1 protein-coding gene is annotated in these 24,140 nt (G+C 73.9%); it reads left to right on the top strand.

From position 1 onward, the window contains the following. Nucleotides 1–191 precede the first annotated feature (191 nt). Nucleotides 192–24,140, top strand: coding sequence for a non-ribosomal peptide synthase/polyketide synthase (locus tag ACZ4VL_RS03770; protein ID WP_468195396.1), 23,949 nt, complete (start codon nt 192–194; stop codon nt 24,138–24,140).

The raw sequence follows: 24,140 nt of genomic DNA, 5'->3' as shown, positions 1-24,140 counted from the left end.
GGATCCACGTCATGGACGGGGGCGGCATCGTGACGCCGTCCCCTTGGCGACTCCGGGCCGGCGAACCCACCCGCCCGACTGCAACAGCCGCCCCTTCCCCCTCCGCCGGCCGACCCCGTGACGACACCGCCGTCGGCGCGGTCCGGCGCGCCCCGCCCCCCACGCCTGCCCCCACCTTCGGAGATACCCCCATGCCCCGTCGCGACGGTGACGCCCTTCCCCTGACAGCGGCCCAGCGCGAGATCTGGCTCGCCGAGCAGCGCTCCCGGACGCCGATCCCGGGCTACCGCGTGGGCGAGTGCCTGGAGATCCACGGGCCGGTGGACCGGCAGCTGTTCGAGACCGCGCTGCGCCGGGTCGTCGACGAGGTCGACGCCGTGCACGTGACCTTCGTCGACGACGGCGAGGGCCCGCGCCAGGTCCTCCGGGAGAGCTGGGACTGGGCTCCGGCCCACCTCGACCTCAGCGGGGAGCCCGACCCCCGGGCCGCGGCCGTGGAATGGATGGAGCGGGACCTGCTGCGCCCGCTGGACCTCGCCCGTGACCCGCTGTTCGGCCATGCGCTGATCAAGGCGTCGCCGACGGAGTACCTCTGGTACCTGAACTACCACCACGTGGTGTTGGACGCGATCAGCAGCTCCATGCTGCGGCAGCGGGTCGGCGAGGTGTACTCGGCGCTGGCCGGAGGAGACGCCGTGCCGACCTGCCCGTTCGGCTCGCTGCGGGACCTGGTCGACAGCGACGCCGCCTACCGCGCCTCCCCCGACTTCGCCGCCGACCGCGCCTACTGGACCGAGCGCTTCGCGAACCTGCCCGCCCCGACCCGGCTCACCGACTCCTCCGCGACCGACCCGCACCGCGCTCTCCGGCTGGCCGAGGAGCGGGAACTGCGCCGCCCGGACGCCCTGCGGGCGGCGGCGGGGCGTTGTGGCGTCCGGTGGTCCCGGCTGCTGGTCGCGGCGGCGGCGCTCTACGCCCACCGGCTGACCGGAACGCAGGACGTGGTGCTCGCCCTGCCGGTCACCGCCCGTCGGGGCGCCGACCGTGACCTGATGGCGGTGCCGGGCACGATGTCCAACGTGGTGCCGTTGCGGCTGACGGTGCGGCCGGACATGCCGTGGCGCGAACTCGTCGCCCAGGCGGCGCGGGAGGTCGAGACGGCCGTCGCGCACGAGCGCTACCGCAGCGAGGACCTGCTGCGGGACCTCGGCGCCCCCGGCAGCATCGGGACGGCGTTCCCGCTGATCGTCAACATCATGGCCTTCAACTCCAGGCCGAGCTTCGCCGGGCACCCGGCCTCCGTGCACCACTTCGTGTCGGGGTCGACCACCGACCTCGCCGTCTGGGTCTTCGACTACCGGGACGGCAACCCGCCGCTGCTCCGGCTGCACGGCTCGCCGGAGGCGTACGGCGATGACGACCTCGACGCCCACCAGCAGCGGCTGCTCACTCTGCTGGACACCCTCGCGGACTGCGACGAGGACGAGCCGGTGGGTCGGATCGAACTGCTCACCGCCGAGGAGCGCCGTGAACTGGCAGTGCTCGGTGCCGGGCCGGTGGCGCCCGCCCCGGCCGTGAGCCTGCCGGAGCTGTTCCGGGAGCACGTCGGGGCGTCTCCCGACCTGGTCGCGCTGGTCTGCGGCGAGGTCTCGCTGACGTACGCAGAGCTGGACATGCGGGCCAACCGGCTGGCGCACGCCCTGATCGCGCGGGGAGCGGGCCCGGAGCGGCTGGTGGCGGTGGCCCTGCCGCGCTCGGCGGAGCTCGTGGTGGCGATCCTCGCGGTGCTGAAGACCGGGGCGGCCTACGTGCCGATCGACCCCGAGTACCCGACCGCCCGGACCGCGTACCTGCTCGACGACGCCCGGCCGGCCCTGCTGGTCACCGACTCCCGCAGCGAGGGGCGGCTGCCCGCGGCCGGGCCCGTCGACCGGCTGGTGCTCGACGACCCGGAGACGGCCGCCCTGGTGAGCGGCTGCGCGGCGGCCGACCCGATGGTGGCCGTCGACCCGGGCCTCCCGGCGTACGTCATCTACACCTCCGGCTCCACCGGACGGCCCAAGGGGGTGCTGCCGACCCACGGCGGCCTGCTGAACCTGCTCACCGACCTCCGGCAGGTGCACTTCGCACCGGTGCTGAAGGCACGGCAGCGGCTGCGGGTGGCGCTGACCACCTCGGTGTCCTTCGACGCCTCCCTGAACCAGTTGCTCGCCCTGTTCGGGGGCCACGAACTGCACGTCATGGAGCACGCGACCTGGACCGACCCCGACGCCTTCGTCGGTTACGCGGCGCGCTGCGGACTGGACTACATCGAAGCCACCCCGTCCTACCTGCACGTACTCGTCTCCCACGGGCTGTTGGACGACCCGCAGTGGCGCCCTGCACTGGTCGCGGCGGGCGGCGAGGCCGTCCCGGAGCGGCTGTGGGAGCAGCTGAGCGCGGCGGAGGGCGTGACCTGCCTCAACCTCTACGGACCGTCCGAATGCACCGTCAACTCGGTGGTCGCACCGCTGGAGTCGAGCCCGCGCCCGGTGATCGGCCGGCCGGTCACCAACGCCCGGCTGTACGTGCTCGACGGCGCCCTGCGGCCGCTGCCGACCGGTGCGGCGGGTGAGCTGTACATCGGGGGCGCGGGGCTGGCCCGCGGCTACCTCGACCGGCCGGCGCTGACCGCCGGGCGGTTCGTCGCGGACCCGTTCGGGCCGAGCGGGGCGCGGATGTACCGCACCGGGGACCTGGTGCGCTGGGACGCGGCCGGGAACCTGGAGTTCCTCGGCCGTACCGACGACCAGGTCAAGATCCGCGGCTTCCGGGTCGAGCTCGGCGAGATCGAGGCCGTTCTCGCCGAGCACCCGCAGGTCGCCGGGGCCGCCGTGATGGTGCGCACCGAGGAGGAACCCCGGCTGGTCGCCTACGCGGTGCCCGAGCCCGGCGCCACCGTCACCGGGACCGCCCTGCGCGACCACCTGCGGGACCGGCTGCCCCGGCAGATGGTGCCGGCCGCGTACGTGCTGCTGGACGCGCTGCCGCTGACCCCGAACGGCAAGCTGGACCGGCGGGCCCTCCCGGCGCCCGAGCGGCAGCCCGCCGCGCCGGGCCGTGCTCCGCGCACCGCGACCGAGCACCTGCTCGTCGGGCTGTTCGCCGAGGTGCTCGGGGTGGCCGGGCCCGGGCCGGACGACAGCTTCTTCGACCTCGGCGGGCACTCCCTGCTGGCCACTCGGCTGGTCGCCCGGGTCCGCTCGGTCCTCGGCGTGGAGCTGCGGCTCGGCGACCTGTTCGACGCGCCGACGGTGGCGGAACTCGCGGCGGCCGTGGACGTCGCGGGCCGGGCGCGCCCGGCACTGGGGCGGCGCGAGCGGCCCGAGGTGATCCCGTTGTCCTTCGCGCAGCGCCGGTTGTGGTTCCTGCACCGCATGGAGGGCCCGAGCGCCACCTACAACATCCCGCTGGCGCTGCGGCTGTCCGGGGACCTGGACCAGCGGGCCCTGGCAGCCGCCCTGGCGGACGTGGTCGAGCGGCACGAGAGCCTGCGCACCGTCTTCCCGACGGTCGACGGCGTGCCGTGCCAGCGGGTGCTGGACCCGCAGGAGGCCCGGCCGCGGCTGAGGGTGATCGAGCTCGGCGAACGCGAGCTGCCGGAGCGACTGCAGGGGGCGGCCCGGTACGGCTTCGACCTCGCCGAGGAGCCGCCGCTGCACGCCGAACTGTTCCGGCTGGCGGCCGAGGAACACGTGCTCCTGCTCGTGGTGCACCACATCGCCGCCGACGGCTGGTCGACGGGGCCGCTCTCGCGGGACCTCACGGCCGCGTACGCGGCGCGCGCCGAGGGCGCGAAGCCGGAGTGGTCGCCGCTGCCGGTCCAGTACGCCGACTACGCCCTCTGGCAGCGGGAGCTGCTCGGCGACAGCTCGGACCGGGACAGCCTGCTGAGCAACCAACTCACCTACTGGAGGGAGCAGTTGGCGAGCCTTCCGGAACACGTCGAGCTGCCGTTCGACCGTCCGCGGCCCGCCGCGATGTCCTACCGGGGCGCCCACCTGCCGGTGCGGATCGACGCCGAGCTGCACCAGGGCCTGCGGAGGCTCGCCCGCGACGGCGGGGCCAGCCTCTTCATGGTGCTCCAGGCCGGACTGGCCGCACTGCTGGGCAAGCTGGGCGCGGGCACCGACGTACCCGTGGGCACCCCGATCGCCGGACGCACCGACGAGGCCGCGGACGACCTGGTCGGCTTCTTCGTCAACACCCTGGTGCTGCGCACCGACCTCTCCGGCGACCCGTCGTTCACCGAACTGCTGGGCCGGGTACGTGCCGACGCGCTGGCCGCGTACGCGCACCAGGACGTGCCGTTCGAGCACCTGGTGGAGGCACTGAACCCGACCCGGTCGCTGGCGCACCACCCGCTGTTCCAGACCATGCTCGCGTTGCAGAACGCGCCTCTCGGCACGTTCGACCTGCCCCGGCTGCGGGTGGCGACCGACCTGGTCCACACCGGGACGGCCAAGTGCGACCTGACTTTCATCCTGGGCGAACAGCCCGCTGAGGGCGGCCTGTCGGGCGTGGTGGAGTACAGCACCGACCTGTTCGACGAGGCCACCGTGGCCGGGATCGTCGAGCGGTGGCAGCGGCTGCTGCGCTCCGTCGTCGCCGACCCAGGCCGGCGGATCGGCCAGGTGGACGTGCTGTCCGCCGACGAGCTCCGCGCGCTGCTCCCGGCGCGCACCGACCGCAGTGAGGCGCCGTCGGAGAGCAGCCTGACCGCGCTGTTCGAGCGACGGGTACGGGCGAACCCGGCCGCCACCGCCCTCACCGATGGCGACGTCACCCTCACGTACGGCGAGTTGAACGCACGCGCGAACCGGCTGGCGCACGCCCTGATCGACCGGGGGGTGGGTCCGGAGCAGCGCGTGGCGCTGGCCCTGCCGCGCTCGGCGGACCAGGTCGTGGCCGTGCTCGCCGTGCTCAAGGCGGGCGGTGCCTACCTCCCGGTGGACCCGCAGTACCCGGCCGCCCGGATCGCCTACCTGCTCCAGGACGCCCGGCCCGCGCTCCTCGTGACCACGAGCCGGATCGGCGACCTGCCGGGCGCGGACCCGGTGGACCGGCTGCTGCTGGACACCGCCGACCTGGACGGGCTGCCGGACACCGACCCTGAGGTCTCCCTCGACCCGGGTTACGCCGCCTACGTCATCCATACCTCCGGCTCCACCGGGCACCCCAAGGGCGTGGTGGTCACGCACCGGAACGTGGTGCGACTGTTCGGCACCACCGAGAAGCTGTTCGGTTTCACCGCCGAGGACGTGTGGACGCTCTTCCACTCCTACGCCTTCGACTTCTCGGTGTGGGAGCTGTGGGGTCCGCTGCTGTACGGCGGCCGGCTGGTGGTCGTGGACCACGAGACCAGCCGCTCGCCCGGCCGCTTCCTGGACCTCCTCGCCCGCGAACGGGTGACGGTGCTCAACCAGACGCCGTCCGCGTTCTACCAGCTGATGCAGGCGGACGCGCAGGCCCCCGAGACCGGCCGCGCGCTCGCGCTGCGCACGGTGGTGTTCGGGGGCGAGGCGCTGGAGCACGCCCGGCTGGCGAGCTGGTACGAGCGGCACCCGGACGACGCGCCCCGGCTGGTCAACATGTACGGCATCACCGAGACCACGGTGCACGTCACGTACGCGGCGCTCGACGGGGCCGGAACCGCCGCGGGACAGATCGGGGCGGCCGTCCCCGACCTGCGGACGTACGTGCTGGACGCCCACCTGCGGCCGGTGGCGCCGGGCGTGCCCGGCGAGTTGTACGTCGCGGGCGCCGGCCTGGCGCGCGGATACCTGAACCGGCCCGGCCTGACCGCCGGGCGCTTCGTCGCCGACCCGTTCGGACCGCCGGGATCGCGGATGTACCGCAGCGGCGACGTGGTGCGCCGCGCGACGGACCGCAGCCTGCGCTACGTCGGCCGGGCCGACCAGCAGGTGAAGGTGCGCGGCTTCCGCATCGAGCTCGGCGAGATCGAGGCGGCGCTGGCCGCGCACCCCGGCGTCGCCCAGGTCGCCGTCCTGGCCCGACAGGACCGTGCCGACGACACCCGGCTGGTCGCGTACCTGGTCCCGGCCGCGGACGCCGCACCGGGTTCGGCCGACCTGCGCGGGCACCTGCGCGAGCGGCTGCCGGAGTACATGGTGCCGTCGGCGTTCGTCGTGCTGGACGCGCTGCCGCTGACCGCCAACGGCAAGCTGGACCACCGGGCCCTGCCCGCCCCCGACCTCGGCCCGGCGGCCACCGCCCGCGTGCCGCGCACCCCGCAGGAGCAGATCCTCTGCGCGCTGTTCGCCGAGGTCCTGGGCGTGGCGTCGGCCGGCGTCGACGACGGCTTCTTCGACCTGGGCGGCCACTCGCTGCTGGCGACCCGCCTGGCCGCGAGGATCCGCGCGACGCTCGGCGTGGAAATGCCGCTGCGCACCCTGTTCGAGGCGCCGACCCCGGCCGGCCTGGCGGCCGCCCTGGTGGCGGCCGGACCGGCGCAGGCCGCCCTGGCACGCCGCGAGCGCCCCGAGACGATCCCGCTGTCGTTCGCGCAGCGGCGGCTGTGGTTCCTGCACCAGCTGGAGGGCGCCAGCGCGAACTACCACATCTCCCTTGCCTGGCGGCTCTCCGGGGATCTGGACCGGCGGGCCCTGGAGGCCGCCGTGGCGGACGTGGTGGCCCGGCACGAGAGCCTGCGCACCGTCTTCCCGGCAGTGGACGGCGTTCCGTACCAGCAGGTGCTGGACGTCGTGACGGCCCGCCCGCAGCTGTTCACGAGCCGGACCACCGAGGCCGGGCTGCCGGCCGCCCTGGCCGAAGCGAAGGCCCGTCGGTTCGACCTGGCGGTCGACGTGCCGCTGCGCGTCTGCCTGTTCGAGCTGGCGACGGACGAGCACGTGTTCCAGCTGGTGCTCCACCACATCGCCGGCGACGGCTGGTCACTGGGCCCGCTCGCGCAGGGCCTGACCACCGCCTACGCGGCGCGCTGCCGCGGCGAGCAGCCGCAGTGGGAGGAACTGCCGGTCCAGTACGCCGACTACACGCTGTGGCAGCACGAGCTGCTCGGCGACGCCGCCGACGGGGACAGCCTGTTCGCCCGCCAAGCGGCCTACTGGACCCGGCAGCTGGCCGAACTGCCGGAGCAGCTCCAGCTGACCGGGGACCGGCCCCGCCCGGCGGTCGCCTCCCACCGGGGCGGTTCCGTGCGTGCCGCGCTGGACGCCGAGCTGCACCGCGGTCTGCGCGAACTCGCCCGAGCCCACGGCACCAGCCTGTTCATGGTGCTCCAGGCCGGGCTGGCGGTGCTGCTGAGCAGGCTCGGTGCGGGCGACGACATCCCCGTCGGCAGCCCGGTCGCGGGCCGGACCGACCAGGCGCAGGACGAGCTGGTCGGCTACTTCGTCAACACCCTCGTGTTCCGCACCGACACCTCGGGCGATCCGACGTTCGCCCAACTGCTGGGCCGGGTGCGGGACACCGCGCTGGCCGGGTACGCCCACCAGGACCTGCCGTTCGAGTACCTGGTCGAGGCCCTCAACCCGGTGCGGTCGCTGGCGCACCACCCGCTGTTCCAGGTCATGCTGGTGCTGCAGAACGCACCCCGGGCCGACTTCGCCCCGCCCGGGCTGCGCGTCGTCGACATGCCGTCGACGTCGACCACCGCCAAGCTCGACCTGGTCTTCACCCTGTCCGAGCGGCACGCGCAGGACGGCTCCCCGGAAGGGATCGACGGGGCCGTCGAGTACACCAGCGACCTGTACGACCCGGCCACCGTCGAGACGATGATCGAGCGGTGGGAGCGGCTGCTCCGCGCCGTGGTCGCCGACCCGCAGCGGCGGCTCAGCCGGTTCGGCCTGCTCACCGCCGAGGAGCACGACGAGCTGACGGCGCTGGGTACCGGCGCGGCGGCCCCGGCCTTCACCGAGGGTCTGCCGGAGCTGTTCCGGGCCCAGGTGCGTGCGACTCCGGACGCCGTCGCGCTGGTCGGGCGGGAAGCGACACTGACGTACGCGGAGCTGGACGCGCGGGCGAACCGGCTGGCGCACGCCCTGATCGACCGGGGCGCGGGGCCGGAGCGGCTGGTGGCAGTGGCCCTGCCGAGGTCGGCCGAGCTGGTGGTGGCCGTCCTCGCAGTGCTGAAGACCGGCGCCGCGTACGTTCCCGTCGATCCGGAGTACCCGGCCGCGCGGATCGCCTACGTGCTCGACGACGCCCGGCCGGTCCTGATGGTGACCGACTCCCGCACCAGGGGTCGACTGCCGGACGGTCCGGCCGGGTGGCTGGTGACCGACGCCCCGGAGACGGCCGCGCTGGTGGCGGCCTGCCCGCCGACGGACCCTGCGGTGGCCATCGATCAGAACCACCCGGCCTACGTCATCTACACCTCCGGTTCCACCGGCAGGCCCAAGGGCGTGGTGACGACGCACGGCGGCCTGCGCAACCTGTTCGCCAGCCAGCGTCCGCTGCTGTTCCCCGAGCGGACGAAGGAACGGCTGCGGGTGGGGCTGACCACGTCGGTGTCGTTCGACGCCTCCTGCGACCAGATGTCATGTCTGTACGCGGGCCACGAGCTGCACGTCCTGGACGAGGCGACCTGGTCCGACCCGGAGGCCTTCGTCGAGTACGCCGCGCGTGCCGGGCTGGACTATGTCAACGCCACCCCGTCCTACCTGCAAGTCCTCGTCGCACGGGGGCTTCTGGACGATCCGCGGTGGCGTCCGGCGGTGCTCTCGATGGGCGGGGAGACCGTTCCGGACCAGCTGTGGGAACGGCTGCGGGCGGCCGACGAGGTGTCCTGCCTGAACTACTACGGGCCGTCCGAGTGCACGGTCGACTCGGTCTTCGCGCCGCTGGAGTCGAGCCCGCGCCAAGTGATCGGCCGACCGCTCGGGGGCGTCCGGCTGCACGTGCTCGACGGCACCCTGCAGCCGGTGCCCGCGGGCATGCCGGGTGAGCTGTACATCGCCGGCGCCGGCCTGGCACGGGGTTACCTGAACCGGCCGGGTCTGACCGCGGGACGGTTCGTGGCGGACCCGTTCGGGCCGGCCGGCACGAGGATGTACCGCACCGGCGACCTGGTGCGGTGGGGTTCGGACAGGAACCTGGAGTTCCTCGGCCGTACCGACGACCAGGTCAAGGTCCGGGGATTCCGGATCGAGCTCGGTGAGATCGAGGCGGCACTGGCGGAACACCCGCAGGTCGCGCAGGCCGCCGTGATCGTCCGGCAGGACCGGGCGGGGGACGCCCGTCTGGTCGCCTACCCGGTGCCCGCCACCGGGGCGGAGCTCCGGCCGGAGGACCTGCGGGCGCACCTGCGCGAGCGGCTGCCGGACTACATGGTGCCGGCCGCGTTCGTCTCCCTCGACGCCCTGCCGCTGACCGCCAGCGGCAAGCTGGACCGGCGCGCCCTGCCCGAGCCCGAGGCCACCGTGACGCGGTCCGGACGGGCACCGCACACCCCCCGGGAACAGGTGCTGGCCGGCTTGTTCGCCGAGGTGCTGGGCCTGCCCCAGGTCGGGGTCGACGACGACTTCTTCGACCTGGGCGGGCACTCCCTGCTGGCCACCCGGCTGGTGGCCCGGGTCCGTACGACCCTGGGCGTCGAGCTGGCGCTGAGCGCCCTGTTCCAGACCCCGACCGTGGCCGGGCTGGCCGCCGGTCTGGGCGGCGCGGACCGGGCCCGTCTCGCCCTGGAGCGGGCGGAGCGGCCCGAGCTGGTGCCGCTGTCGTCCGCCCAGCGCCGGCTGTGGTTCCTGCGCCAGCTGGAGGGCGCCGGATCGGTCTACAACATGCCGCTCGCGTGGCGGCTCTCGGGACCACTGGACGTGGCGGCGCTGGAGGCGGCGCTGGGCGACGTCGTCGACCGGCACGAAACCCTGCGCACGGTCTTCCCGGCCGCGGACGGCGTGCCCCACCAGAAGGTGTTGGCCACCGCGGATGCGCTCCCGGAGCTGTCCCTCACCCCGGCGGGCGAGACGGACCTGCCGGAACTCCTGGCGGGGGCCGCAGTGCGCGGATTCGACCTCGCGGCCGAACCACCGCTGCACGCCGAGCTGTTCGAGGTGTCGGCGGACGAGCACGTACTGCTCCTGGTGATGCACCACATCGCCGGCGACGGCTGGTCGCTGGGCCCCCTGGCCGCCGACCTGGCCACCGCGTACGCGGCGCGCCGCCGGGGCGAGGAGCCGCAGTGGACGCCACCGCCCGTGCAGTACCCCGACTACACCCTGTGGCAGAACGAGCTGCTCGGCGACCCGGCCGACCGGGACAGCCTGTTCGCCCGCCAGCAGTCCTACTGGACCGAGCGGTTGGCGAACCTGCCGGAGCAGATCCGGCTCCCCGCCGACCGCCCCCGCCCCGCGACGCCCTCCTACTCCGGCGGCCACCTCGCGGTCGAACTGGACGCCGAGCTGCACGCCGGCCTGCTCCGGCTGGGCCGGGAGAACGGCGCCAGCGTCTACATGGTGCTGCAGGCCGCCCTGGCGGCGCTGCTGGACAAGCTCGGCGCGGGAACGGACATCCCGGTCGGCAGTCTGATCGCCGGCCGGACCGACCAGGCCCTGGACGACCTCGTCGGGTTCTTCGTCAACACCCTGGTGCTGCGGACCGACACCTCGGGCGACCCGACGTTCGCCGAGCTGCTGGGCCGGGTCCGCGAGGGCGCGCTGGCCGCGTACGCCCATCAGGACCTGCCGTTCGAGCACGTCGTCGAGGCTCTCAACCCTTCCCGGTCGCTGGCACGCCAGCCGCTGTTCCAGGTGCTCCTCGCGCTGCAGAACGTCCCCCGCACCGAATTCGCGCTGAGCGGTCTGGCCGCCGAGATCGTCCTGGTGCGGACGCCGACGGCGATGTTCGACCTCGGCTTCCACCTGCTGGAGCGCGGCGGCACCGGCGGGCCGGCCGAAGGCATCGTCGGACGGGTCGAGTACAGCACCGACCTCTTCGACCACGCCACGGTCGAGGCCCTGGTCGCCCGGTGGCTGCGCCTGCTGGCGACGGTGGTCGCCGAGCCGGACCGGCCGCTGAGCCGGATCGACGTCCTCACCGGCCAGGAGCGGCACGAGCTGCTGGTCGCGCGCAACGACACCGCCCGCCCGGCTCCCGCCACCGGCCTGCCCGCTCTGTTCGAAGCACGGGTCCGGGCCACCCCGCAGGCCCCGGCGGTGGTGTTCGAGGACACCGTGCTGACCTACCGGGAGCTGAACCTCCGGGCGAACCGCCTGGCGCACGCGCTGATCGCCCGCGGGGTGGGCCCGGAGCAGGTCGTGGCGCTGCGGCTGCCGCGCTCCGCCGAACTGGTCGTCGCCGTCCTCGCGGTGCTGAAGACGGGTGCGGCGTACCTGCCGGTCGACCCGGAGTACCCGGCCGCCCGCATCGCGTACATGCTCCAGGACGCGCGACCGGCCGTGGTGCTCGACGACCTCGACGACCTCGCGGCCGTCACCCCGGCAGCGGGGCAACCGGAGCACGATCCGGCCGTCGTCGTGGACGGGCGGCACCCGGCCTACGTCATCTACACCTCGGGCTCCACCGGCCGGCCCAAGGCCGTGGTGATGCCCGCCGCCGGACTGCTCAACCTGCTGGCCTGGCACCACCTGGCCGTCGGGGGCGAACCCGGCACCCGGACCGCGCAGTTCACCGCGATCAGCTTCGACGTCTCGGTGCAGGAGATCCTCTCCGCGCTGCTGTACGGCAAGACCCTCGTGGTGCCGACCGAGGAGCAGCGCCGCAGCGCCGAGCTGTTCGCCCGCTGGCTGGACCGGCACGGGGTCGAGGAGCTGTTCGCACCCGATCTGGTGGTCGAGGCGCTGGCCGAGGCCGCCGAGGAAGCCGGACTGGACCTGCCGGACCTGCGGCTGGTCGCGCAGGCCGGTGAGGCGATGCGCCTCGGCGGTGCCGTGCGCCGCTTCCAGGCCCGGCGGCCGGGCCGGGTGCTGCACAACCACTACGGTCCCGCAGAGACCCACGTGATCACCGCCTACCAGCTGCCGGCCGACCCGGCCGACTGCCCGCTGCCGGTGCCGATCGGCCGTCCGATCGCCAACTGCCGGGCGTACGTACTGGATGCGGCCCTGCAACCGGTCGCCCCCGGCGTGCTGGGCGAGCTGTACCTCGCCGGGGCCGGACTCGCCCGCGGCTACCTGAACCGGCCCGGGCTCACCGCCACGCGCTTCGTCGCCAACCCCTACGGGCCCGCCGGCGCCCGCATGTACCGCACCGGTGACCTGGTCCGCTGGCGCGCCGACGGGGAGCTGGAGTTCGCGGGCCGGGTGGACCACCAGGTCAAGATCCGCGGGTTCCGGGTCGAGCCGGGCGAGATCGAGGCCGAGCTGGCCGCGCACCCGGGTGTCGCCCGGGTCGCGGTGCTCGCCCGGGAGGACCGGATCGTCGCGTACGTCGTCCCCGTGGCCGGGACCGGGGCGAGCGCGGCGGCGCTGGCCGCGTACCTGCGCGACCGGGTGCCGGACCACCTGGTGCCGTCCGCGTTCGTCCTGCTCGACGCGCTGCCGCTGACGCCGAACGGGAAGCTGGACCGGGCGGCGCTGCCCGCGCCCGAGCCGGGCGCGACCGCTGGCGGCCGGGCGCCGCGCACGCCGCAGGAGCAGATCCTGTGCGAGCTGTTCGCCGAGGTACTGGGCGTGCCGCGGGCCGGGGTGGACGAGGACTTCTTCGAGTTGGGCGGGCACTCCCTGCTCGCCACCCGGCTGGTCTCGCGGGTCCGGGCGACCCTCGGCGTCGAACTGGAACTGCGCAGCCTGTTCCGGACGCCGACACCCGCCGGGCTCGCGGCCGGGCTGCACGACGCCGGCACCGCACGGCAGGCCCTGGTTCCCCGGCCCCGTCGCGCACCGATGCCGCTGTCGTTCGCCCAGCGCCGGCTCTGGTTCCTCCAGCAGTTCGGGGCGCCGAGCGCCACCTACCACATGCCGCTCGCCCTGCGGCTGTCCGGCGACCTCGACCGTGCGGCGCTGAGCGCCGCGCTCGCCGACGTGGTGGCCCGGCACGAGACGCTGCGCACGGTCTTCCCGCACACCGCCGGAGTCCCGTACCAGCGGGTGCTGGACACCGGCGAGGTCGCCGTCCCGCTGACCGTACGCGCGGCCGGCGAGGCGGAGGTGCCCGCCCTGCTGCGCGAGGCGGCGGTGCGCGGATTCGACCTGACCTCGGAAGTACCGCTGCGGGCGGAACTGATCGCGGTCGCGCCGGACGAGCACGTGCTGCTGCTGGTCATGCACCACATCGTCGGGGACGGCTGGTCCATGGGCCCGCTGGCCCGCGACCTCGCAACGGCCTACACCGCCCGGCGGGGTGGCGGGGCGCCGGCGTGGCCGCCGCTGCCGGTGACGTACGGCGACTACACCCTGTGGCAGCACGAGGTCCTCGGCGACGAGCAGGACGCGGACAGCGTGTTCGCCCGCCAGGTCACCTACTGGACACAGGCGCTGGCCGGACTGCCCGAGCAGCTGCAGCTGCCTGCCGACCGGCCGCGCCCGGCCACCATGTCGTACGGCGGCGACCTGCTGGACGTCCGGATCGACGCCGGACTGCACGCGGCACTGGTGGGGTTGGCCCGGAGCTCGGGTGCGACCCTGTTCATGGTGCTGCAGGCCGCGCTCGCCGCGCTGTACACGCGGCTGGGCGCGGGCACGGACATCCCGATCGGGAGCCCGATCGCGGGGCGTACCGACGAGGCGCTGGACGATCTGGTCGGGTTCTTCATCAACACGCTGGTGCTGCGCACCGACACGAGCGGCGACCCGAGTTTCACCGAGCTGCTGGGGCGGGTGCGGGAGACGGCGCTGTCGGCGTACGCGCACCAGGACGTGCCGTTCGAACACCTCGTGGAGGCGCTGAACCCGGCCCGGTCCCTGTCCCACCACCCGCTGTTCCAGACCGGGCTGGTCGTGCAGAACGCGCCGGGCGGTGACTTCGAGCTGCCGGGTCTGCAGGTCTCCGGGGTGACCGTGCTCACCGGGACCGCGCGGCTCGACCTGACCTTCGGGTTCGCGGAGGAACACGGGCCCGACGGCACGCCGGCCGGGCTCAGCGGTGCGGTCGAGTACAGCACCGACCTGTTCGACCGCTCGACCGTCGAGGCCCTGGTCGCCCGGTGGACCAGGCTGCTGGCCGCGGTCGCGGCCGCCCCGGAGCGGCCGATCGGCGGGATCGACCTGCTGTCCGACGAGGAGCGCCGCGAACTGCTGCCCGCCGCCGGGAGCGGGGCCGCCACCGCGAGCCTGCCGGAGATGTTCGCGGCGCAGGTGGCGGCGACACCGGACGCGGTCGCGGTCGTCTGCGGTGACGTCGAGTGGACCTACGACCGGCTGAACGCCCGTGCGAACCGGTTCGCGCATGCGCTGATCGCTCAGGGCGTGGGACCGGAGCAGGTCGTGGCGGTCGCACTGCCGCGGTCGCCGGAGTCCGTGGTGGCCGTCCTCGGCGTGCTGAAGGCCGGGGCCGCGTACCTGCCGGTGGATCCGGCGTACCCGGCGGCACGGATCGCGTTCATGCTGGACGACGCGCGGCCGGCCGTGGTGGTCGATGATCCGGCACTGGTGGCCGGGTCTTCCGGCCGGCCGGAGACCGATCCGGGTGTCGTGGTGGACGCCCGGCACCCGGCGTACGTGATCTACACCTCGGGTTCGACGGGCCGCCCCAAGGGCGTCGTGGTGAGCCACGCCGGCGTGCGGGGCCTGGTGGCGGCGCAGGTCGAGCGGCTCGGGGTGGCGCCGGGCAGCCGGGTGCTCCAGTTCGCCTCGCCCAGCTTCGACGCGTCCTTCTGGGACCTGTGCAGTGCCCTCCTCACCGGTGCCGCCCTGGTCCTGGCCCCGGCCGAGGCCCCGCTGGAGGCCCTGACGGACCGCCGGCTCGGCGTCACCCACGTGACGCTGCCGCCCTCGGCCCTGGCCGCCGTGGAGAGCGCCGACCTCACGGCCACCACCCTGGTGGTGGCGGGCGAGGCCTGCACGCCGGAGCTGGTCGCCCGGTGGGCTCCCGGACGCCGGATGATCAACGCGTACGGTCCGACGGAGACGACGGTCTGCGCGACCATGAGCGACCCGCTGTCCCCCGGGCCCGGTGCACCGCCGATCGGCCGGTCGGTCGCGGGCTTCCGGGTGTACGTCCTCGACGAGCGGCTGCGCATCGTGCCGCCGGGTGTGGTGGGCGAGCTGTACGTCGCCGGCCCCGGTCTGGCGCGCGGCTACCTGAACCGGCCCGGGCTGACGGCCGGGCGGTTCGTCGCCTGCCCGTTCGGCCCGGCCGGTGCGCGGATGTACCGCACCGGGGACGTGGTGCGCCGCCGCAACGACGGCGAGCTGGAATACGTCGGCCGCGCCGACGACCAGGTGAAGGTGCGCGGCTTCCGCATCGAACCCGGCGAGGTCGAGGCGGCGCTGGCCGAGCACCTCGCGGTCGCCCGGGCCGCCGTCCTCGCCCGGGGCGACCGGCTCGTCGGCTACGTCGCGGCCGGTCCCGACGCGGCCGTCCGCCCGGCCGAGCTGGCGGCGTACCTGCGTGACCGGCTGCCCGACTACCTGGTACCGGCCGTCTTCGTGGTGCTGGACGTGCTGCCGCTGACGCCGAACGGGAAGCTGGACCGGGCGGCGCTGCCCGCTCCCGACCCCGGCTCGGCCGAGGCCGGGCGGGCACCGCGCACTCCGCAGGAGCAGATCCTGTGCGGGCTGTTCGCCGAGGTGCTGGGCCTCGCCCGGGTCGGGGTCGACGAGGACTTCTTCGACCTGGGCGGGCACTCCCTGCTCGCCACCCGGCTGGCCGCGCGGGTGCGTTCCGTGCTCGGTGTGGAGCTCGGGCTGCGCGCGCTGTTCCAGGCGCCCACCGTGGCGGGCCTGGCCGGGGCGCTGGCCGGGGCCGGCCACGCCCGCCCGGCGCTGACCGCGCACGCGCGGCCGGAGGCGGTGCCGCTGTCCTTCGCCCAGCGCCGGCTCTGGTTCCTGCACCGCATGGACGCCGCCGCCGCGACGTACCACATCCCGCTGGCGCTCCAGCTGACCGGGACGCTCGACCGGGCGGCTCTGGACGGGGCGCTGGCCGACGTGGTGACCCGGCACGAGAGCCTGCGGACGGTCTTCCCGGAGGTCGACGGCGTACCCTGCCAGCTCGTCCTGGACCCGGCCGAGGCCCGGCCCCGGGCGCGACTGACCGAGGTTTCGAAGGCAGAACTGTTCGAGCGACTGGCCGAGTTCGCACGACGGCCCTTCGACCTGGAGGCCGAAGCACCACTGCGGGTGGAGCTGCTCGCACTCGCGCCGGACGAGCACGTGCTGCTGCTGGTGATGCACCACATCGCCGGTGACGGCTGGTCCACCGGCCCGCTGGCACGCGACCTGGCCGAGGCGTACGCCGCCCGGTGCGAGGGCCGCGCGCCGCACTGGCCGGACCTGCCGGTGCAGTACGCGGACTACACGCTGTGGCAGCGCGACCTGCTGGGCGACGCCACCGACCGCCGGAGCCGGTTCGCCGAACAACTCGACTACTGGAAAGGTCAGTTGTCGGACCTGCCGGAGCTGCTCCAGCTGCCCACGGACCGGCCGAGGCCGGCCGTCGCCGGCTGGCGCGGGGACCACGTCGGACTGGAGATCGGGCCCGAACTGCACGCCGCACTGCTGGAGTTGGCTCGAAGGTCCGGTGCGAGCCTGTTCATGGTGCTGCAGGCGGCGTTGGCGGCGCTGTACACGCGGCTGGGAGCGGGCACGGACGTCCCGATCGGGAGTCCGATCGCGGGGCGTACCGACGAGGCGTTGGACGATCTGGTCGGGTTCTTCGTGAACACGCTGGTGCTGCGCACCGACACGAGCGGCGACCCGAGTTTCACCGAGCTGCTGGGGCGGGTGCGGGAGACGGCGCTGTCGGCGTACGCGCACCAGGACGTGCCGTTCGAGCACCTGGTGGAGGTGCTGAACCCGGCCCGGTCCCTGTCGCACCACCCGCTGTTCCAGACCGTCCTGGCGGTGCAGAACGCTCCGATGGGCCGGTTCTCGCTGCCCGGCCTGGACGTCGCCACCTACGCGGTGTCCACCGGTACCGCCAAGTTCGACCTGGGTGTGAGCCTCGTCGAACAGTTCGGTCCGGACGGCAGCCCGGCGGGGATCGTCGGCGCGGTGGAGTACGCCACCGACCTGTTCGACCGCTCGACGGTCGCAGCGCTCGCCAGGCGCTGGACGCGCCTCCTGGAGGCCGTCACCGCAGACCCGGACCGGGCGATCGGACGGATCGAGCTCCTCGACGCCGACGAGCGGCACCGTGTGCTGGAGCAGGGCGACGCGACCGCGCAGGAGGTGGCGGCCGTCCCGGTGCCGCAGGCGTTCGCCGTGCAGGTGGCGGCGACACCCGACGCGGTCGCGCTGGTGCGGGGCGATGCCGAGTTGACGTACCGGCAGCTGAATGCCCGCGCGAACCGGTTCGCGCACGCGCTGATCGCCCGGGGTATCGGACCGGAGCAGACCGTGGCCGTGGCCCTGCCGCGCTCGGTGGAGTCCGTGGTGGCCCTGCTGGGCGTGCTGAAGGCCGGGGCCGCGTACCTGCCCGTGGACCCGGCGTACCCGCAGGCCCGCATCGCGTACATGGTGGCGGACGCCCGTCCGGCACTGGTGGTCGACGACCCGGCGCTGGTGACCGAGGTGTCCGCATGGCCGGACACCGACCCGGTGGTCGCGCTCGACGTCCGGCATCCGGCCTACGTGATCTACACCTCGGGCTCGACCGGCCGCCCCAAGGGCGTCGTGGTCGCCCACGGCGGCGTCGCGAGCCTGGTCGCCGCACAGATCGAACGCTTCGCGATCGAACCCGGCAGCCGGGTGCTCCAGTTCGCCTCGCCCGGCTTCGACGCCTCGGTGTCGGAGATCTACACCGCCCTGCTCCGCGGCGCGGCCCTGGTGCTGCCCCCGGCGGCGGACCCGGTCGCCGCGCTGACCGACCGGGACCTCGCGGTCACCCACGTGACCGTGCCCCCGTCCGTCCTCGCCACCGTGCCGGACGGCTCCCTGCACGTGTCGACCCTGGTGGTGGCGGGCGAGGCGTGCCCGCCGGAGCTGGTGGACCGCTGGGCGTCCGGGCGCCGGATGGTCAACGCGTACGGTCCGACCGAGACCACGGTGTGCGCGACCATGAGCGACCCGCTGTCCCCCGGGGCGGGCGTGCCCCCGATCGGCCGTCCGATCGTGGGCGCCCGGGTGTACGTACTGGACGAGCGGCTGCGGCCGGTCCCGACGGGCGTGGCGGGAGAGCTGTACGTCGCGGGCGCGGGACTGGCACGCGGCTACCTGAACCGGCCGGGCCTGACGGCCGGGCGGTTCGTCGCCTGCCCGTTCGGCCCGGCCGGTGAGCGCATGTACCGCACCGGGGACCTGGTGCGCTGGCTGGGCTGGGGGCACCCCCGGCCGGAGGCTGGGGAAGGCCGGCTGGAGTACGTCGGCCGCGCCGACGACCAGGTGAAGGTGCGCGGCTTCCGCATCGAACCCGGCGAGGTCGAGGCGGCGCTGGCCGAGCACCCCGCCGTCGCCCGGGCCGCCGTCCTCGCCCAGGGCGACCGGCTCGTCGGATACGTGGTCCCGCACCAGGACGAGGCCCGGGACAGTGGCCTGGAAGCGGACCACGTGGGCGAGTGGCAGGACATCTACGACGCCCTGCCCATCACCCCCGGGGAAGCCGACTTCGGCGAGAACTTCGTCGGCTGGAACAGCAGTTACGACACGAGCCCGATCCCGGTCGAGCAGATGCGGGAGTGGCGGGACGCCACCGTGGCCCGCATCCTGGCCCTGCGCCCCCACCGGGTGCTGGAGGTCGGCGTCGGCACCGGACTGCTGCTCTCGCAGATCGCACCGCACTGCGAGACCTACTGGGCGACGGACTTCTCCGCCACGGCGGTCGACGCGCTGACCGCGCAGGTCGCCCGGCAGGACGATCTGGCCGGGCGCGTCGTGCTGCAGACCCGCCCGGCGCACGACACCGAAGGCCTGCCGGCCGGGCGCTTCGACACCATCGTGATCAACTCGGTGGTGCAGTACTTCCCGTCCGCCGACTACCTCGCGGACGTGATCGGGAAGCTGATGCGGCTGCTCGCCCCCGGCGGCACGCTCTTCGTCGGCGACGTCCGCAACCTGCGGCTGCTGCGCCCGCTCGCCACCGCGGTCCAGCTGCACCGGGCCGGTGCCGACGGCGACCTCGCAGCGGTGCGCCGCGCGGTGGAGCAGGCCGTCAGGGTGGAGAAGGAACTGCTGGTCGACCCGGACTTCTTCACCGTCCTGCGGGAGCGCGGCACGGACATCGCAGCGGTGGCCGTGGAGGTCAAGCGCGGCCGCCACCACAACGAACTGAGCCGCTACCGCTACGACGTGACGCTGCACAAGCCGCCGGTCGGTCCGGTGGTTCCGGACCGCCCCGTCGAGCTGGAGTGGGGCCGGCAGGTCGCCGGGTTGGACGAGCTGCGCGAGCTGCTCGCCCGGCCGCACGCGGATGTGCTGCGGATCACCGGGGTGCCGAACCGTCGCGTGGTGCGGGAGTCCGCCCTGGCCCGGGCGGTACAGAACGGCGACAGCTCGCTCGCCGAGCTGCTGGAGCAGCTGCACGCCCCGGAAGAGAGCGAACTCCCCGACCCGGAGGACTTCCGGAGCATCGGGCAGGAGTTCGACCGCTGGGTGGGCGTCACCTGGTCGGCCACCGTGGCCGACGCCGTGGACGTCGTCTTCGCCGACCCGCGGGCGCATCACGGCTCCCCGGTCGAACCGTACCGGTCGGCCCCGACCACCAGCAGGCCGCTGTCGTCGCTGACCAACCGCCCGACCGGCAGCCGCGGCACCGGCGCGCTCCTCGGCGAACTCCGTGCATGGCTGCGCGGGCGACTGCCCGATTACCTGGTCCCGTCGGCGTTCGTGGCGCTGGAGACGTTGCCGCTGACGGCCAGCGGCAAGCTGGACCGCCGCGCGCTGCCCGCGCCCGACCTCGGGCCGGCCGGAGCAGGGCGGGCGCCGCGCACCCCGCAGGAACAGCTCCTCGCCGGGCTGTTCGCCGAGGTGCTCGGCCTGGCCCAGGTCGGCGTCGAGGACGGTTTCTTCGACCTGGGCGGACACTCACTGCTGGCGACCCGTCTGGCCTCCCGCGTCCGGGCGACGCTCGGCGCGGAGCTGGAGGTCCGGACGCTGTTCGAGACGCCGACCGTGGCCGGACTGGCGGCCCGTCTCGACGGCTCCGGCACGGCGCGGCCCATGCTGACCACCCAGCCGCGGCCCGAACGGGTGCCGCTGTCCTTCGCCCAACGCCGCCTGTGGTTCCTGCACCGGATGGACGGGCCGAGCGCCACCTACAACATGCCGTTCGCACTGAGTCTGACCGGCGGCCTCGACCGGTCGGCCCTGCACGCCGCGCTCGCGGACGTGGTCGCCCGGCACGAGAGCCTGCGGACGGTCTTCCGCGAGACGGACGGCGTGCCGTACCAGGTCGTGTTGAGCGCTTCGCAGGCGCACCCCGAGCTGCCGGTGGTCGAGCTCGACGAGAGCCGGCTGGCCGAGCGGCTGGCGGAGGCGGCCCGGCGCGGCTTCGACCTGGCCGCGGAACCGCCGGTCCGGGCGGAGCTGTACGCGCTCACGCCCGACCGGCACGTGCTGCTGGTCGTGGTGCACCACATCGCCGCCGACGGCTGGTCGATGGGCCCGCTCACCGGCGACCTCGCGGCGGCCTATGAGGCGCGCTGCCGGGGCGAGGAACCGCAGTGGTCCCCGCTGCCGGTGCAGTACGCGGACTACACCTGCTGGCAGCGCGACCTGCTCGGCAACACCGCCGACCCCGACAGCCTGTTCTCCCGGCAACTGGCTTACTGGAAGGACGAGCTGACCGGGCTGCCGCAACAGCTGCAGCTGCCCGCCGACCGGCCCCGGCCGCCGGTGGCCTCCCAGCAGGGCGGCCAGGTCGCGGTCCGGCTGGACGCCGACCTGCACCGGGCGCTGCGGGACCTGGCCACCGCGCACGGCGCCAGCATGTTCATGGTGCTCCAGGCCGGCCTCGCTGCTCTGCTCACCCGGCTCGGCGCGGGCACGGACATCCCGATCGGCAGCCCGATCGCCGGCCGCACCGACCAGGCGCTGGACGAACTCGTCGGCTTCTTCGTCAACACCCTCGTGCTGCGCACCGACACGAGCGGCGACCCCGGCTTCGCCGAACTGCTCGGCCGGGTGCGGCAGAAGGCGCTCACCGCGTACGACCACCAGGACGTGCCGTTCGAGTACCTGGTCGAGGTGGTCAACCCGGCGCGGTCGCTGGCGCACCACCCGCTGTTCCAGATCATGCTGGGCCTGCACAATGCGCCGGGCGGCGACTTCGACCTGCCCGGCCTGGATGTGGCCTCCTACCCGGTGGCCGCCATTACCGCCAAGTTCGACCTCGGTGTGAGCCTCGCCGAACGGTTCGGGCCGGATGGAAGCCCGGATGGGATCGTTGGTGCGGTCGAGTACGCCACCGATCTGTTCGACCGTTCGACGGTGGAGACGCTCTTCGTCCGGTGGACCAGGTTGCTGGCCGCGGTCGTGGCTGCTCCAGAGCTGCCGATCGGCAGGATTGATCTGCTGTCCGCCGGGGAGCGCTGCGAGCTGCTGCCTGCCGCCGAGGGCGGCCCGGTCGCCCGGCCCCTGCCGGAGCTGTTCGCGGCGCAGGTGGCGGCGACGCCGGACGCGGTCGCGGTCGCCTGTGGGGGTACCGAGCTGACGTACGCGGAGCTGGATGCGCGGGCGAACCGGTTCGCTCATGCGTTGATGGCGCGCGGTGTGGGGCCGGAGCTGGTCGTGGCGGTGGCGCTGCCGCGGTCGGTGGAGTCGGTCGTGGCGGTCCTGGGTGTACTGAAGGCCGGGGCCGCGTATCTGCCGGTCGATCCATCGTATCCGGAGGCACGGATCGCGTTCATGCTGGATGACGCGCGGCCGGCGGTGATGGTCGACGATCCGGCGATGGCGGCCGATGTCTCAAAATGGCCGGACACCGATCCGAAGGTCGCGCTCGACGTCCGGCACCCGGCCTACGTGATCTACACCTCGGGTTCGACGGGGCGGCCGAAGGGTGTGGTGGTCGGTCACCGCGGTGTGGCGAGTCTGGTGGCCGCGCAGATCGAGAGGTTCGCGATCGAGCCCGGCAGTCGGGTGCTGCAGTTCGCCTCGCCGAGTTTCGACGCGTCGGTGTCGGAGATCTTCACGGCCCTGCTGTGCGGGGCGACGTTGGTCCTGCCCCCTGCGGGGGATCCAGTGGCTGCGCTGACCGAGCCGCTCCTAGGGGTCACGCATGTGACTGTGCCTCCGTCCGTCCTGGCGGCTCTGCCGGAGGATGGGGTGGGCGTGTCGACGCTGGTGGTGGCGGGTGAGGCGTGCGGGCCGGAGCTGGTGGCCCGGTGGGCGCACGGGCGCCGGATGGTCAACGCCTTCGGTCCGACGGAGACGACGGTGTGCGCGACCATGAGTGACCCGCTCTCGCCTGGGGCAGGTGCGCCGTCGATCGGCCGTGCGATCACCAACACGCGGGTGTACGTGCTGGACGAGCATGTGGAGCTGGTGCCGCCCGGGGTGGTGGGGGAGTTGTATGTCGCGGGCGCGGGCCTGGCGCGCGGCTACCTGAACAGGCCGGGCCTGACGGCCGGGCGGTTCGTGGCCTGTCCGTTCGGACCGGCGGGTGCGCGGATGTACCGTACCGGGGATCTGGTGCGTTGGCGTGCCGATGGTGAGCTGGAGTACGTCGGCCGCGCCGACGATCAGGTGAAGGTGCGCGGGTTCCGGATCGAGCTCGGCGAGATCAAGGCGGCGTTGGCCGCGCACCCCGGCATTGCTCAGGCAGCAGTCATCGCCCGCGAGGATCGGCCGGGCGACAAGCGGCTCGTCGCCTACCTGGTGCCGGCTCCCTCGGGGGCGCCCGAGGCGGGTGAGCTGTCCGAGCGGCTGCGCCGCGAACTGCCCGAGTACATGGTGCCGTCAGCGTTGGTCACCCTGGACGTGCTGCCGCTGACCGCCCACGGCAAGCTGGACCGGGCCGCTCTGCCAGCCCCCGACTACGGTGCGCCGGACGCCGGGCGCGGTCCCCGGACGCCGCAGGAACAGCTGCTGTGCAGCCTGTTCGCCGAGGTCCTCGGGCGGGAGCAGGTGTGCATCGACGACAGTTTCTTCGACCTCGGCGGGCACTCCCTGCTGGCGGCCCGCCTGGCGTCCCGGGTCCGCGAGACCCTGGGCGTGGAGCTGGGCCTGCGCATGCTGTTCGAGGCGCCGACCGTGGCCGGGCTTACGGAGCGCCTGGTCATGAACGATCCGGACGACGCGTTGGACGTGGTGCTGCCGCTGCGTTCGACCGGGACCGCAACTCCGCTGTTCTGCATCCACCCCGGTGGCGGCATCAGCTGGTCGTACAGCGGGCTGCTGAACCACGTCAGTCCTCAGCACCCTGTCTACGCGGTCCAGGCCCGCGGCCTCGGCCGGCCCGAACCCCTGCCGACGTCCTTCGAGGAGATGGCGGCCGACTACGCCGACCAGATCCGCAAGATCCAGCCGGAGGGCCCGTACGCGCTCCTCGGCTGGTCCGCCGGCGGGCTGATCGCCCACGCGGTCGCCTGCGAGCTGCAGGCGCGCGGCGAGCGGACCGCCATGCTGGCGATCCTCGACGCCTACCCGGTGAAGGACGTGCAGTTCGAGGAGATGCCCGTGCCCACCGAGCGGGACGTGCTCGCCGGGGTGCTCGACGTCGACCCGGACGAGCTGGGCGACCGGGCGCTGACCTACAGCGAGGTTGCCGAGGTCCTGAACCGGCGGGGCAGCGCGCTGGCCGGCCTGACGGAGCGGCAGATCGAGGTCATCGTCCAGATCATGATCAACAACGCGAAGCTGGCGGTCGACTTCGTCCCCGGCAGCTTCGACGGAGACCTGTTGCTGTTCAACTCCACGATCGACCGGGCCGATGACAACACCGGGCCCGGCACCTGGCGCCCTTACATCGCCGGCCGGATCGAATCGCACGAGATCACCACCCGGCACGACCGGATGACCGAAGCGGGCTCGCTGGCCCAGATCGGACCGATCCTGGCCGCCGAGCTCGCCGAGCTCGCCGAGGCCACCGGTGACACCACCCTTTACCACCAGGAGGACTGA

This window comes from Streptomyces sp. NPDC029014 (assembly GCF_055564695.1).
This window is presented reverse-complemented; position numbering and strand designations above follow the sequence as displayed.

Coding starts and splice junctions, on each gene's coding strand:
- ACZ4VL_RS03770 (WP_468195396.1), top strand. CDS start 192: ATGCCCCGTCGCGACGGTGACGCCCTTCCCCTGACAGCGGCCCAGCGC.